Raw genomic sequence first — 12,821 nt, 5'->3', positions numbered from 1 at the left:
AATATGAAAGCAAAAGTATTGAAATACAAGTTTGACGGCAACACCATCGTTGCCCCATACATGGAACTTGAACCGTATGCGGAGAATGTATTCATCTCGCTGGCAAGAAAAAACGAATACGGAAACGAAAGTGAAGACAGTTTCCATGTAATCTGCAAGATAGGTGATGTCCATTTTTCCTGCGGACAGTATTCACGCAGAATCCTTGACAAGGAGGGTCACCGGGAAGAAGCGGCAGCCTATTGCAAGAACTGGATTGAAAACATCCTGAAGGATGCGGAGGATGGAAAAATCATCCCCCTCTTGTCTGTCCATGTATTCAACGCCCTCGGTCTTGACTCCACTCCCTTGGTACAGGCCCGTGAGACGTATGCAAAAAGGCAGGAAGAAAAGCGTCTGGAACGGAAAAGAAAAGAAGAACAGGAAAGAAAGGAGAAAGAATCCCGATGGCATCAACAACTCGACGAAAACAAACGGAATTTCCTGAACGGTGAGAAAATAACGGCAGAAATGTTTCTTGAAATCACAGGAAGGGACGGCTTTGACATCCATATCAGAACCAAAGGGACATTCAACCGACATGTAACAGCAATCGACCGGAACGGAACCGTCAGTTTCAGAAAATACAAAGGCCGCCGTACTCCCGACTTTACCGGATGTCATAAGGCTGTAACAGACTATCTTGCATTCCTTGCCGAAGATGAAATCAGCCAATAAAATCCAAAGCGGTAACAGCCATCCTATGCAACTGTTACCGCTATTATCAGGACATATCAGGATTTACAGCTTCCTGTTCAGTATCATTGCCAAGGGATAGATAAACTGGTTATAGGCCTTGAGTTTCCTCAGATCCAGCACATACCCGGCATAGGGATTGGTACAGTCCGAATAGAAAAACACATCGGTAAAACCCGCATGTTCCTTTATGATTTCACCTTCCAGGGGAATCTCGTCCACATCAAAATCCTCCAGAGGCAGTTCCTCCAGACGGGCATGTTCCCCATTGCCCAACACATTGAGATTACGGTTGAACAGCACGTATCCTCGCTTACTGTAATCCACGCGCATACCATACGGACGCTCCACAAGGAAAGCATCCGCAGCTTTCTTTATATAATCTTCCATGATTTTTCAAATTAGGATTTGCAAAAGTACACCATTCCTTTGTCAAAGACGAACAAATCAATGGGTTTCTCACCGACATACCTGCAAGAAGATACAACGACACACAACCTGTATATTTTATTTTCCTCCCTGCAAAGGTAGTCCCGTGTCCAACGTACCCGGACAAGGTCAGGCCCCTATGGGGTTGGCTGAAAGAAAATCATCCTCGCCGGTGGCTGCGGTATTTTCTTTCGCCAAACCTTGCGGGTACGGTCACGGGACAGTCAGGCAGGTGAAAAATAAAAAATACCGGCTCCCGGAGCCGGACGTGTTTAACAGATAAAATACAATGAGTCATGAAAATCCTGAATGAAGAACATTTCCAGAATGTAAAGCGTTACGCCGAATCCATCGGTGACACATCACTCCAGAACTGTCTGGACAGACTGAAAAAATGGGAGGAGAATCCAGACCATCCAAGCGAAATCTCGCTCTATTACGACCATGCCCCGTACTCGTTCGGCTTCACGCAACGCTATCCCGACGGAAGCATCGGCATCGTAGGCGGTCTGCTCTATCACGGAATACCCGACCGGTCTTTTGCCGTGACACTTGGACCGTTCCACGGATGGCAGATACATACCTGAAAAAAGATAGACAATCATAGTATTAACTTTATAAAATTCAAGATTATGGAAGCAATGGCAGTATTGGAAAAACAACAGCAGTTTGATTTTCAGAACAACGGAATCGAAGTAATGAACTTCGAGACTCTCCAGCGTACCTACAAGGAGAATGATATCTACGGCAAGCCTGTCCAGGGCATCTATCACTACCAGGTCCTGCAGCGTATGATGGACATTTGCGAGAAGTACAACCTAGATTACGAGGTGGAGGAAATCTTCGCTGCTCAGAACAGGAACAAGACACAGCCGGGAGTGAGCATTCTCCCGCAGGTGGAACAGACACACGGGGAAAAGGCCGTGGAAGCCCACATCCTCCGACGCATCTTCGCGACCATCCGTATCAAGGACTGGGAAACGGACGAGCTGACGACTACGCTGGTCGTCGCCTACCATCAGGACGGCATACAAGCGGCCATAGGCCCGTGCGTGAAAGTATGCCATAACCAGTGTATCCTGTCACCGGAAAGAAGCATCTGCAATTACGGAAAGAACAAGGTGACAACTGAAGGGGTATTCGAGACGGTGGACGGATGGCTGGCCAACTTCGAGGTGAACATGAACGAGGACATTGCAAGGATTCAGCGGCTGAAACGCAGAATCGTCTTACTGGAGGAAGTATATATGTATATCGGGCTGCTGACAGCATTGCGTGTCTCCCATGACAGTTCAGACAGGAACCTGTCATCCTCCGTGGAAACCTACCCGCTGAACCAAAGCCAGATTTCCATCTTCACGGAAGAGGTACTGAAACTGGCCCGCGAAAAGGGACAGATTACCGCTTGGGATTTATATAACGTAGCGACTGAGATATATAAGCCTGGCAGAACAGACTTCCCGGCACTGATTCCGCAGAACGGGGCAATGGCGGAACTCCTGCTTTCCCGTCTGCCCTCAGAGGTGGAAATACAGGATGCGGTTTTAGTTAACTGAGCTTTTGCAAATATAGTAATGTAAATAAACTGTGTCAAATTATTTTTGGAGCTGTTTTGAGACCTTTAATGTTGCAAAACGGCTCTGCTAACTTATAAATATCGTCTAAGAACTCCAAATGAAAGAGGTCGTTAGGATATGATCCTGAACCTGTCAAGAACAGGATAGCAAGGTTATTTCTATATTGATACATCGCTCTTTCAGCTATTTCTATAGTCTTTTCATCCAGTTTTGCCAGCCTAATCCTCCCACATATTTGCGCTATGGCAATCGGATAAGACACACATACGGTAAGGAAGATCGGGAAAAACTGCTGCTTGACAATGCTTATCCATGCCTCAAAATCAATATTGCCTTCCTTATTCGGTTTCATTATTACTTTTAATGCGAAACACAATCCAAACGTGGCTTTGGACTGGACTCCTTTAGTAATGTAAATCTAATTCCGTCAAAATAAATACTAAAATAATTAGCTTATTATAAATGCCATATGCTATATTCCTTTGTAATAGAATGTGGCGCTATGACTTCATGTCTTTACTACTACTCATACATCATACAGGAGGCATTTTGTTATTTATTCAATCATAGAAAGAAGTAATTAATCAAACTATTTTTCATTATACAATGAATAGTTTTAATAATAGTAATAATATTATTTATTACTCAATATTTACAAATGATTTCTGATGTTTGAAAATAATAGATTTCAATTCATTAGACATATATCGTCATTATATTGTAGGAACGCTCCATATCTTGCTTTAGCTATTATGCAATGATTCTCGGCTGCTTGTAAAGGATCGCCTGTCAGTAAATATGCATCTCCAGGGCATACATCAATGCAAAAACGACAATAATCATGCTTGCCACATTCTTTCAGATCCGATATTTTTAAAGAACGCCAATTATCAAGCCGATCAATATTGTTCATTTTATCAAAATTGCACTCAAATTTTTCTCTCTTATTATTGCGTTTTAAATCCTTTATATTCCCTCTTCTAAAACTGGCTATTACACAAGGAAATGCTATACACGGATAAACATCTCCATTAGGATTAACATATATCATATTAGTTGTATTATAGCATGGAGTGATATTTTTATCTTTAAAAATATTGCATGAACCTACTATTTTCCGTTTATAATAAATAGGGCTATCTGGTGATAATGCGAGTTCACATAATTGAGATTCTCCAAGTGAAAATTTTGTTATTTTAGCATCATCCATTGATGGGTATATAGTACAGTTTATTAAAGAATGATTTGCCAATGTACCTCCTTTAATTAAAGTATCACGCCAGCAATGATAATTGGATAGAAGAAGAGTATTTTTATGACAGGTTTCTATACTATACTCTTTAAGGTGTGATAATGCACTAATGATTCTTTTATATGAACCTTTTACTTGGGTTATAGAGTCATGTACCATATCATTATCCCCATATACGCTGAAACATACTGTAGATGGATGAATTTCTACTAAATTAGCTAACATGTTATCTGTAAGGGCAATTCCATTGGTATATATAACTAATTGTATATGTCGTTCTCTTATATATTTACTTAGAGGTATAAAATAGTCTTTCGTTAACACTTCACCTCCTGACAAAACCAATCTAAAAACCCCTAAATAATCTAACTCATCTACAAGTTTCAATGATTCATCAAATGTCAACTCGTCATTGACAGTATTTCTTGTTCCATCATGTGCATGCTGATTATAACAATGGATACACTTAGCATTACATTTATTGGTAATATCCCAGTGTGCATCAAAAATATAACCATTAGATTTTATTTCATCACAAAAGTCCTGAGGGATATTAATGTATTTGTTTATGTGACTTTCATTGCATTCCAAGTCTATGCTTGAACAATTCATCAGAATAATGCCATCATCAATAAGCAGTTGCAAAACCTGTGCGCTATCGTAAGTAAGGGAATTATTGTATTGAAGTTCATTCCAGCAAACAGATGCCTTATTATCTAGCAGATAATACCTCTGTGTATGTTGCTCAAATATCAATGTTTTCTCAATTGTTCCAAGATTATATGTTTTCCAAGAAATCCATGAAAGTATTTTGCAATTTTTTTCATTATTATTCATTACTGAAATAATTTTTACGCAATAGCGAATAGACATCTATATCAATATATTCTCCTTTGTCAAACTCATATTGATATAGCCTACCTTCGTACTGATAACCAATTCCTGTCAAAGACTTTTTCGCATTAACGTTTCTACTATCTGTATAAGCCTGTATTCTGTTTATCGAAGTACTCGTGAATATCATATTATAGAATTCTTTGGAAATGTATTTTGAGATACCTTTTTTGCGATATTCCGGCAATAAAATACAATATGAATTTGCTCTGTGATGCAACTCATTTATATTGAATAATCCAATTTCTCCCACATATTCCGATGTGGTAGCATCTGCAATTACCTTAATAATCATTTTGCCTTGTGCAACAGCAGAAGCATAAGCATTCAGCAACTCTTGCGATTTATCAATGCTACTAGCAGGTTCCATTCCGTAATACAGCATCGAATTGGCATCCGAATGCACTTTATGGAATTTTAGCAAATCTTGCTCAATGCAAATATCTCGAATTATGTAATTCATGATTGTTCGTTCAACGCCAAAATTTGACCAATGAACTCATCTGGGTCTGCCCATTCACCTTTCTCCACATCGTACGAACAGTACCATGGCTTATCATCTATTTTCATCGATATGGAATCAGGTCGGCAATCTTTGCAGATATGTCTGAATTCGCATTGTTTGCATTCCTTTACATTTTCCTTTGAGAAATTCACCAATTTCTTGTCAATAATCTCTGTCAAAGAATGGTCTCTTAAATTGCCATGGCAAATGCGACGTTCCATCACACAGGGATATATAATCATTTCAGCACCATCCTGAACGTGGTTCCTTTCCCAAGCTCCGATTCCTTCACAAAAATCTTTCCTTTGTGGTATTCCTCCACAATCCGCTTCACAAGCGACAGGCCAAGTCCCCAACCACGCTCCTTGGTGGTGAATCCGGGATAAAAAAGGGTTTTGAACTGTGATTTCGGGACACCTTTTCCAGTATCGGAAATATCCAAAAGCACCTTTCCCCGCCTTTCGGAAATATGGAACAAAACCGTTCCCTCGCCGCCCATGGCATCCACCGCATTTTTCAACAGGTTCTCGATCACCCAATCGAAAAGCGGCTCGCTCACGGTAACCGTCACCCCATGTTCGGGAAAATCCAGATCGATCCGCACTTTATCGGAAATCCGCTTTTCCATATAACCTAACGATCGGCGGACAACCTCGCGCAAATCTGCCTGCCGGAGATCCGTGGCGGAACCGATCTTCGAGAAACGCCGGGCAATCATCTCCAAGCGATGCACGTCCTTGTCGATTTCGGACAATAGAGCGGGATCGATATCTTTCAGCTTCAAAAACTCGATCCACGCGACCAACGATGAAATCGGCGTTCCCAACTGGTGTGCCGTCTCCTTGGACAATCCCACCCACACCCGGTTCTGCTGCGCTTTCAACGAATTGCGAAGGGCGAAGAACACCAGCGCGATGAAAAATGCTATCACCGCCAGCTGCACATAGGGAAAAACCTGCAACTGCTTGAGCGTGTAGGAATCATCGTAATAAAGAGATTGATTGAGTTCGGTGAGTTCAATGGCATTTCGTTTTTTGGAAAATGCCTCCATTTTCTTTTGAAGAAACCTGTCCCGCCCTTTGTCGGGAAGTTTGATGTTGTTGACAATGAAACTTCGGTTCGATTTGTCGTACAAAATAACCGGAATGGTGGTGTTGCCCTGCAAGATCCGCAACACAAGGTTCATGTCGCTGTTATCGGTTTCGGTGGCGAGATGCTCGGTGGCTTTTGCCCAGATTTCAATCTTGTTGCGCTCCTCGATGGTCAGTTCCCGCACCAATTTGTTGGAGAACAACAAAGAAGCCAATGCAATGGCCACTGCAAAAGCAACAAAACCGTACTTGATCCATTGATGAGAATTGAAATCAATCATGCCGACATATCCGTTTAATCCGCATGCAAAGTAACGAAAAAAGCGGGGATTTATTGAACAAAAGTGATTTTTAAATTTATTAAGGTAAATATCTATAACAAACATTTGATTCATTGCCTGCATATGATATTTAATCGTACATTTGTGTTCGTACACGTAAAAACATTTGCAAGTCATGAGAAAATTACTCCTCTTCTTATCCGCAATCGTCGTTTCGATGATGATCAGCGCGCAAGATCGACCCGATCCGCAACCGGCTGCCGACACCTACGAGAAATTCAAGGTGGGAATGGCGGGTTATACTTTCGTGAATTTCGATTTGGACAAGACCTTGCAGACATTGGAAAAATGCGATGTCCACTACCTCTGCATCAAGGATTTTCATCTGCCGTTCAACAGCACCGACCAACAGATTGCCGATTTCCACGAGAAATTGAAATCGAAGGGAGTTACCGGTTATGCCGTGGGACCGATTTACATGAAAACGGAGCAGGAAATCGACAACGCATTCGAGTATGCCAAACGGGTTGGAGTGAAGCTGATCGTCGGCGTTCCAAACTACGACCTGCTTCCTTATCTGGATAAAAAGGTGAAGGAATACGATTTCAATTACGCCATCCACCTGCACGGCCCCGACATGCCGCTCTATCCCGATGCCGACGACGTTTGGGAAAACGTGAAGGATTTGGACCCGCGCATCGGCATGTGCCTGGATATCGGTCATGACAGACGCAACGGAAAAGACCCGGTCGCCGATTTGGAGAAATACATCTCTCGCGTGTTCGACATTCACCTGAAAGATGTCACCGGAGCTTCAAAAGCGGGATATTCGGTTGAGGTCGGCCGGGGAATCCTTGATATCCCCGGATTCGTGAGGATGCTCCGAAAAACCGGCTACGACGGCGTCGTCAGTTTGGAGCACGAACGCAACATGAAGGATCCGTTCATCGGAATTGCCGAATCCATCGGTTATTTCAGGGGCGTGGTAGCCACAACGAGCGACAGACAAAAATAAAAGATAATTTCATTCTCTCTTTATCTCGAAAGGGTTTGTGTTCCGATGCGAATGCAATCCCTTTTTTTTATGACATTTGACTCGGATGCCCACTTGAGGTGGAGGTCGGGAGTTGAAAAATATTCAGAACGCATCCAGGCGTGACTCTCTTCCTGATTCCGGCTCTTGACGCGGCGTTCTTGACAACCATCTGCACGGACTTTGCCGAATATGGGCCGCCCCACTGCCCTTCAAACAGATATACATCGGGCTTATGCAGGATGTAACAGGTGCGAAGATCAGTCAGAATGGATTCCGGGAGCGTCACAACCCTGTCTTTGTTCCCCTTGGACTTGACGATGCGGATCAGCATCCTGGCAGAATCAATATCGGCTATCTCCAGATTGATCAGTTCGCTCAATCGCAGCCCCGATCCATAAAGCATTTTGATCATGCAACGGTGCTTGATGTTTTCGGTGCCGTCGATGATCCTTTTCACTTCATCTATATTCAGACAATTGGGCAACGCAAAGGTCCTCCTCGACGGATAAAGGTGTTTTATCTTTAACTCCCTGCCATAAATCGACTTGTAGAACTTGTCGATCGACGCCACTATCATGCGCTGGTGAGAACTGCCGATCCTGTGCCTCTCGATTTTCCACAGCACATATTTCTCAACCGCCAACTCGTCGATTTCAGCCGGATGCGAGAATTTCCTTTTCGCAAGATCAAGGAAGCTCCTCGCGCTGCTTTTGTAGTTAGCGATCGAGTTCGCACTGTAGCGCTGCAAGACGAGCTTCCGCTCAAATTCAAGTATCAATCTGTCAACATCCATGCCTCCGGTTATAAGTGTGAGTGGCAAAGATAACAAAACATTCGTAAATGCAAAATAATTCTATGTTTATTTTCGTGCTTATCCTTCTCTCTATCAATATCATATCAAGGAGTTCCACTTTTACTCACAAATCGGTTTACGAATGTTATATGGTTTGTATTTACGAATGTTGTATATTTGTTGCGTAAATAAGACGTTGTACGACATAGTAAAACCGAACCAAACAAAATGAAAGTCAGAGAAGAAAAGTTAAGAACAATTATAGAATGGTCGGAGAAAAACGAAGATGTAAGAGTTCTTCTTCTGACAAGTTCACTTGTAAATCCTTTAGCACTTGTTGACGAATTTAGTGATTTAGACATTGAATTTGTTTTTGAGGATAATACAAATTACATTTCAGACAAAAGCTGGACGCTTAAATTCGGAAATCCAATTGCTATGATTGAAGAAGACGAAAGTTGTTTTAACCATAAACACGCAATGAAAATGCTACTTTATGAAGACGGTGTGAAAGTAGATTTTAAACTTTACAGCAAATCAAAATTTATAAAGGAAACGCAAGAGAAAGAATTACCAGAAGATTGGGATATTGGTTATAAAATTTTAATTGATAAAGATGGTATTACAAAGCAAATGCTGAAACCAACTTATCAAATTTCCATTATCAAAAAACCGTCTGAAAAAGAGTTTCAAAATCTAATAAACGATTTTTGGTGGGACACAACTTACGTGGCAAAGTGTCTTGTGAGAGATGAAATATTCTATGCGAAATTTATGTCGGAAACCGTTATTCGCACAGAATATTTAATTCCTTTAATTGAATGGCACATTGCAAGTGAACACAATTGGAACATAACGACCAATAAATATGGACGGCTTTTCAAAAAGTATCTTAACCAGGAAATGTGGGCTAAAACAGAACAAACATTTTCAGGGAGCGATATAAAGGAAAATTGGACTGCTCTATTTTCAATGACTGATTTAGTTTCAGAAATAGGAACTGAATTGTCAAAAAAATTAGAGTACAAATACCCGGATAAATTAGAAAATGACATACGAAAATATTTAGCTGGACTAAAACCCAAAACATAACTACGTCGTACAACATCGTATTGGCAATAGGCGGGCTGAACGGCTTCGTATCAACGGAAGTGCAAAATTCAACTTCTGTTCTTCGATTAAAGTTCAGTGCTAAAAATCCCGCCCATCGCCAATACGCGGCACGTTACCTGCAAGCATAAAAAACCAAACCGTAAATTCAAGAAACTAATGAAATCAAAAAGTTTATTTTCTTTTATTGTAACACTTTTCCTTATTTATGGATGTTCGTCTAACAGACAAGCAGATGGAAAATCAAATATTTTGGCTAAGAACGACATAAATATACGGGGCGACTTCCAAAATTATTTTGACAGTTGCGGAGTTGAAGGCACAATTGCTATTTATGACATTAGAAATGATAAATGGATTGTATCGGACACAGTTGGATTAGAAATTGAAACGCTTCCAGCATCTACATTCAAGATTATAAATTTATTGATTGCTCTTGAAACTAATACTATCAAAGATGAAAACGAAATAATAAAATGGGTTGGTAGTACAGATACAGTTAAGTATGGTTATAGACCCGAAATTTATCACGATATGCCAGTCAAAGAAGCCTTTGAATTATCAGCAGGTTGGGTTTTTGTAGAACTTGCAAAGAAAATCGGAAAAGATACCTATAGAAAACACCTCGCAGAGAGCAAGTATGGAAACAATAATTTATCCCAAACTGAAGCCGATTTTTGGAATTTTGGAGACTTTGCAATTTCGCCTAAAAATCAGGTCGAATTTGTAAAATCTTTTTATGAAGAAAAATTACCCTTTTCTAAGCGAAATATTGACATTGTTAAAAACGTAATGATTACGGAACAAAATGAAGAATATACTATAAGGGCTAAGACAGGTTGGACAAGGGAAAATAACATCAATACAGGTTGGTGGACAGGGTACATTGAGACCAAAAATGGGACTTATATTTTTGCAACAAGACTTTTACAAGACAGAAAAATGAAAAGGTCTGATTTCGGAAGTTGCAGAAAAGAAATTACCAAAAAAGTATTTAAAGACTTGAATATAATTTAAAAGAATGCCAGCAGGTAACAGGCGTTTGGCTCAATGGCGGGTGACGTGGTTAATTGAACATTCTACCTCGCATCAACTTTTGTGGTGTATTGACAGTTTTGTGCTCCAAAATCCGCCACTGCGCCAAGCGCCAAACCGTTATGCGGCAGCTTAAAAAAAGACGACACCAAACCAAAAAAATCATCTTGACAACCACCCGACTTTGAACTACGAAGGATGAAATTTTTCAGGGACAACTTCCAGCATTTCCAAAAAACAGTTTAACCATTGACTTGGAGACAAACAAACAATTTGAGCATTAAGGTTTAAACCGAATTTTTCCGAAATTGACCTGACCTGACTTTTCCTGAAAATCGACTTTAAAGCTGTTTTTACAGATAAATCAGGTTTCTCTAACAGACAGGAAATAAATGCTAAGTATTTGGCTTTAAACTTAAAATCAAAAAATAAGTGTTTTCTTTTAATGTTTAACAGGGCTGATTTGACAGTTGGCGGTGGCAAGAAACTTTCAGGACCTACCTCATAGACAAGTTTCAAATCAAAAAAAGTATGATAGAAAACGGTATATGGATTGTAAAGCTTCCTCGAAAATAACTTTTGTGTAGGTTCTAATTGAAGGACAATGGAACCTCCCAGAAAATTTCCAAGACTCTCAAACATCAGGATTTTGAAAATATCGGAAGTAATGCCATAAGGAATATTTGACACCACTTTGAAAGGAAATTTCGGAACTGCAAAATTCCTAAAATCACAACCGACAACTTGAACATTTCGGGCATCAGAAAATAATTTTCGTAAATGTTCAACCAAAGCTGTGTCGTTTTCAATAGCAACAACATTGTTGGCGATTTTTAATAAATGAACAGTAAGAAACCCCTTGCCTGCCCCAATATCTAAAACCGTATCCTGATTACTTATATTTGCTTGTCTTATTGCATCTTTTATTAGCACTTTATCAATAGTAAAGTGCTGACCCGTAAAACGAACGGGCAATTTCTTTTTTGTCATTAGTAACTTCTTACAGGATAATTTCGATATTTGTCTTTAGAATTTTCACACAAGCATAGCCTAGTCCATCAATCATAACTCCTACGATAGAACTTTTATTATCAGCCTCACTAACCACTCCCTCAAGCCCTTTCAATGGACCAAATATCACTCGAACAGCATTTCCAATTGTTAGATTAGCAACAATAGTTACCTCACTTTCTGCTTTTTCAAGCAAGAACTTCAGACGCTCAATTTGATAATCGGGAATAGGAGTTGCAAATTTCTTTTTATCCTCATCGGTACCAGGTAAAGCTAAGAGTTTGAAAATATACGATTGGCTGCGCAACCATTCTTCTTCATTTACTGTTGCACGAACAAACACGACCATTGGCATAATGAGTCGGTTGACTTTTTTCTTCCGGTCACTCCATTGATGTATTTCTTGCTGTATGGGAATATAAGTTTCGTAACCTGCCTTGCCCAATTGGGTAGCTGTTTTTTTCTCACAATTCATTTGAACAAGAACGGCAATCCAACGTTTTGGGCACGCTTCGCGGTCGTTTGTCCCATTGGCAAACGATTCTTCTCCCTTGTGGTATACATCTTGGACACACATATTCTTGCTATTTTTTTCATCTCCTTGTAGGAGATGAGTGTTCTCTATTATATAGTTAATAATTATGATATTATGTGTGTATTTGTATGAGTTTTGTCACACAAACAAGAGTATTAGGGAATTTTTCTGTCTAAGTATGAAAAAAAGTCCTTAAAAAAGAATTGAGTTTGCTAGAAAACAACTATTTTTGCAGATATATGCTCATCTCCTACAAGGAGATAGATATTTTACCTAAACAATTTGACACATCAACAAAAAAGGAGTCCATTGAATGACTCCTCTTGTATAATTCTTAATTACAGCAATTTCAGTATTTTGCGATTGGCTTTATCTATTACCTGTGTTTCTAAAGAAGCAAGATAAATTTGTGTGGTACTTTCCGAATCATGTCCCATCCCTTCGCTAATAATTGAAATCGGTATTCCTTCACTTCGTGCAATGCTAGCCCAGGAATGGCGGGCACAGTACATGGTCAATGGTATTGGCAAATTCAAA

16 protein-coding genes are annotated in these 12,821 nt (G+C 40.2%); 6 read left to right on the top strand and 10 right to left on the bottom strand.

Features of this window, described 5'->3' with window-relative positions; genetic code table 11:
- The first annotated feature begins 3 nt into the window (after positions 1-3).
- Complete coding sequence (locus C1721_RS05040; RefSeq protein ID WP_102409247.1) at positions 4-717, top strand: hypothetical protein; 714 nt, start codon at positions 4-6, stop codon at positions 715-717.
- A gap of 63 nt (positions 718-780) precedes the next feature.
- On the opposite strand, the gene C1721_RS05035 is transcribed toward C1721_RS05040, so the two are convergent.
- Positions 781-1,125 carry a hypothetical protein gene (locus tag C1721_RS05035; RefSeq protein WP_055172633.1) on the bottom strand — a complete coding sequence of 115 codons (345 nt, stop codon included), beginning with the start codon at positions 1,123-1,125 and terminating at the stop codon, positions 781-783.
- 335 nt (positions 1,126-1,460) lie between these two features.
- On the opposite strand from C1721_RS05035, the gene C1721_RS05025 reads away from it, so the two are divergent.
- Both C1721_RS05025 and C1721_RS05020 read left to right on the top strand, forming a co-directional pair.
- Entirely contained in the window at positions 1,461-1,751 is a 291-nt protein-coding gene (locus C1721_RS05025; RefSeq protein ID WP_102407394.1) for a DUF4120 family protein, read from the top strand.
- A 45-nt stretch (positions 1,752-1,796) separates the two neighbouring features.
- Positions 1,797-2,720 carry a DUF932 domain-containing protein gene (locus C1721_RS05020; RefSeq protein WP_102407393.1) on the top strand — a complete coding sequence of 308 codons (924 nt, stop codon included), beginning with the start codon at positions 1,797-1,799 and terminating at the stop codon, positions 2,718-2,720.
- A gap of 34 nt (positions 2,721-2,754) precedes the next feature.
- Here the strand turns inward: C1721_RS05020 and C1721_RS05015 are convergent, their stop codons facing one another.
- From C1721_RS05015 to C1721_RS04995, 5 genes are all read right to left on the bottom strand, one after another.
- Positions 2,755-3,093 carry a hypothetical protein gene (locus C1721_RS05015; protein WP_102407392.1) on the bottom strand — a complete coding sequence of 113 codons (339 nt, stop codon included), beginning with the start codon at positions 3,091-3,093 and terminating at the stop codon, positions 2,755-2,757.
- Positions 3,094-3,429: 336 nt separating this feature from the next.
- Complete coding sequence (locus C1721_RS05010) at positions 3,430-4,830, bottom strand: radical SAM protein (RefSeq protein ID WP_159063537.1); 1,401 nt, start codon at positions 4,828-4,830, stop codon at positions 3,430-3,432.
- On the bottom strand, positions 4,823-5,350 hold the full coding sequence (locus tag C1721_RS05005; RefSeq protein ID WP_102407390.1) for a GNAT family N-acetyltransferase: 528 nt from the start codon (positions 5,348-5,350) through the stop codon (positions 4,823-4,825). The genes C1721_RS05010 and C1721_RS05005 overlap by 8 nt, the downstream gene beginning before the upstream one ends.
- Positions 5,347-5,613, bottom strand: a complete 267-nt coding sequence (locus C1721_RS05000; protein WP_159063536.1) for a hypothetical protein — start codon at positions 5,611-5,613, stop codon at positions 5,347-5,349. Before C1721_RS05000 ends, C1721_RS05005 begins: the two co-directional genes overlap by 4 nt.
- A 17-nt stretch (positions 5,614-5,630) precedes the next feature.
- Positions 5,631-6,764, bottom strand: coding sequence for a sensor histidine kinase (locus C1721_RS04995; RefSeq protein ID WP_018452643.1), 1,134 nt, complete (start codon positions 6,762-6,764; stop codon positions 5,631-5,633).
- 217 nt (positions 6,765-6,981) lie between these two features.
- On the opposite strand from C1721_RS04995, the gene C1721_RS04990 reads away from it, so the two are divergent.
- A complete protein-coding gene (locus tag C1721_RS04990; protein ID WP_270530567.1) occupies positions 6,982-7,779 on the top strand; it encodes a sugar phosphate isomerase/epimerase family protein in 798 nt (265 codons plus the stop codon).
- A 67-nt stretch (positions 7,780-7,846) separates the two neighbouring features.
- On the opposite strand, the gene C1721_RS04985 is transcribed toward C1721_RS04990, so the two are convergent.
- Positions 7,847-8,593 carry a tyrosine-type recombinase/integrase gene (locus C1721_RS04985; RefSeq protein WP_005938300.1) on the bottom strand — a complete coding sequence of 249 codons (747 nt, stop codon included), beginning with the start codon at positions 8,591-8,593 and terminating at the stop codon, positions 7,847-7,849.
- 228 nt (positions 8,594-8,821) lie between these two features.
- Between C1721_RS04985 and C1721_RS04980 the strand changes: the two genes are divergently transcribed.
- Positions 8,822-9,685: an aminoglycoside 6-adenylyltransferase AadS gene (locus tag C1721_RS04980; protein WP_003013318.1), complete on the top strand. Its 864-nt coding sequence runs from the start codon at positions 8,822-8,824 to the stop codon at positions 9,683-9,685.
- A 177-nt stretch (positions 9,686-9,862) separates the two neighbouring features.
- Entirely contained in the window at positions 9,863-10,720 is an 858-nt protein-coding gene (blaOXA, locus tag C1721_RS04975; protein ID WP_005938297.1) for an OXA-1327 family class D beta-lactamase, read from the top strand.
- 207 nt (positions 10,721-10,927) lie between these two features.
- On the opposite strand, the gene erm(F) is transcribed toward blaOXA, so the two are convergent.
- The 3 genes from erm(F) to C1721_RS04960 all read right to left on the bottom strand — a co-directional run.
- Positions 10,928-11,728 (bottom strand): 23S rRNA (adenine(2058)-N(6))-methyltransferase Erm(F), encoded by an 801-nt coding sequence (gene erm(F) / locus C1721_RS04970; protein WP_002682030.1) that lies wholly within the window; start codon positions 11,726-11,728, stop codon positions 10,928-10,930.
- Positions 11,729-11,738: 10 nt separating this feature from the next.
- Positions 11,739-12,326: a UpxY family transcription antiterminator gene (locus C1721_RS04965; RefSeq protein ID WP_102407388.1), complete on the bottom strand. Its 588-nt coding sequence runs from the start codon at positions 12,324-12,326 to the stop codon at positions 11,739-11,741.
- Positions 12,327-12,622: 296 nt separating this feature from the next.
- Positions 12,623-12,821 (bottom strand): tyrosine-type recombinase/integrase (locus tag C1721_RS04960; protein WP_159063535.1); only part of this gene is annotated, 199 nt, incomplete at its 5' end.

Origin of the sequence: Parabacteroides bouchesdurhonensis, from assembly GCF_900186615.1 — a bacterium.
GTDB classification, from domain to species: Bacteria; Bacteroidota; Bacteroidia; order Bacteroidales; family Tannerellaceae; genus Parabacteroides; species Parabacteroides bouchesdurhonensis.
Note: the sequence above shows the minus strand (reverse complement) of the source record. Positions and strands in the feature narration are given on the sequence as shown.

Excerpts from the sequence above, each read along its gene's own strand:
- C1721_RS05040 (WP_102409247.1), top strand. The coding sequence starts at position 4 with ATGAAAGCAAAAGTATTGAAATACAAGTTTGACGGCAACACCATCGTT.
- C1721_RS05035 (WP_055172633.1), bottom strand. The coding sequence starts at position 1,125 with ATGGAAGATTATATAAAGAAAGCTGCGGATGCTTTCCTTGTGGAGCGT.
- C1721_RS05025 (WP_102407394.1), top strand. The coding sequence starts at position 1,461 with ATGAAAATCCTGAATGAAGAACATTTCCAGAATGTAAAGCGTTACGCC.
- C1721_RS05020 (WP_102407393.1), top strand. The coding sequence starts at position 1,797 with ATGGAAGCAATGGCAGTATTGGAAAAACAACAGCAGTTTGATTTTCAG.
- C1721_RS05015 (WP_102407392.1), bottom strand. The coding sequence starts at position 3,093 with ATGAAACCGAATAAGGAAGGCAATATTGATTTTGAGGCATGGATAAGC.
- C1721_RS05010 (WP_159063537.1), bottom strand. The coding sequence starts at position 4,830 with ATGAATAATAATGAAAAAAATTGCAAAATACTTTCATGGATTTCTTGG.
- C1721_RS05005 (WP_102407390.1), bottom strand. The coding sequence starts at position 5,350 with ATGAATTACATAATTCGAGATATTTGCATTGAGCAAGATTTGCTAAAA.
- C1721_RS05000 (WP_159063536.1), bottom strand. The coding sequence starts at position 5,613 with ATGGAACGTCGCATTTGCCATGGCAATTTAAGAGACCATTCTTTGACA.
- C1721_RS04995 (WP_018452643.1), bottom strand. The coding sequence starts at position 6,764 with ATGATTGATTTCAATTCTCATCAATGGATCAAGTACGGTTTTGTTGCT.
- C1721_RS04990 (WP_270530567.1), top strand. The coding sequence starts at position 6,982 with ATGATGATCAGCGCGCAAGATCGACCCGATCCGCAACCGGCTGCCGAC.
- C1721_RS04985 (WP_005938300.1), bottom strand. The coding sequence starts at position 8,593 with ATGGATGTTGACAGATTGATACTTGAATTTGAGCGGAAGCTCGTCTTG.
- C1721_RS04980 (WP_003013318.1), top strand. The coding sequence starts at position 8,822 with ATGAAAGTCAGAGAAGAAAAGTTAAGAACAATTATAGAATGGTCGGAG.
- blaOXA (WP_005938297.1), top strand. The coding sequence starts at position 9,863 with ATGAAATCAAAAAGTTTATTTTCTTTTATTGTAACACTTTTCCTTATT.
- C1721_RS04965 (WP_102407388.1), bottom strand. The coding sequence starts at position 12,326 with ATGTGTGTCCAAGATGTATACCACAAGGGAGAAGAATCGTTTGCCAAT.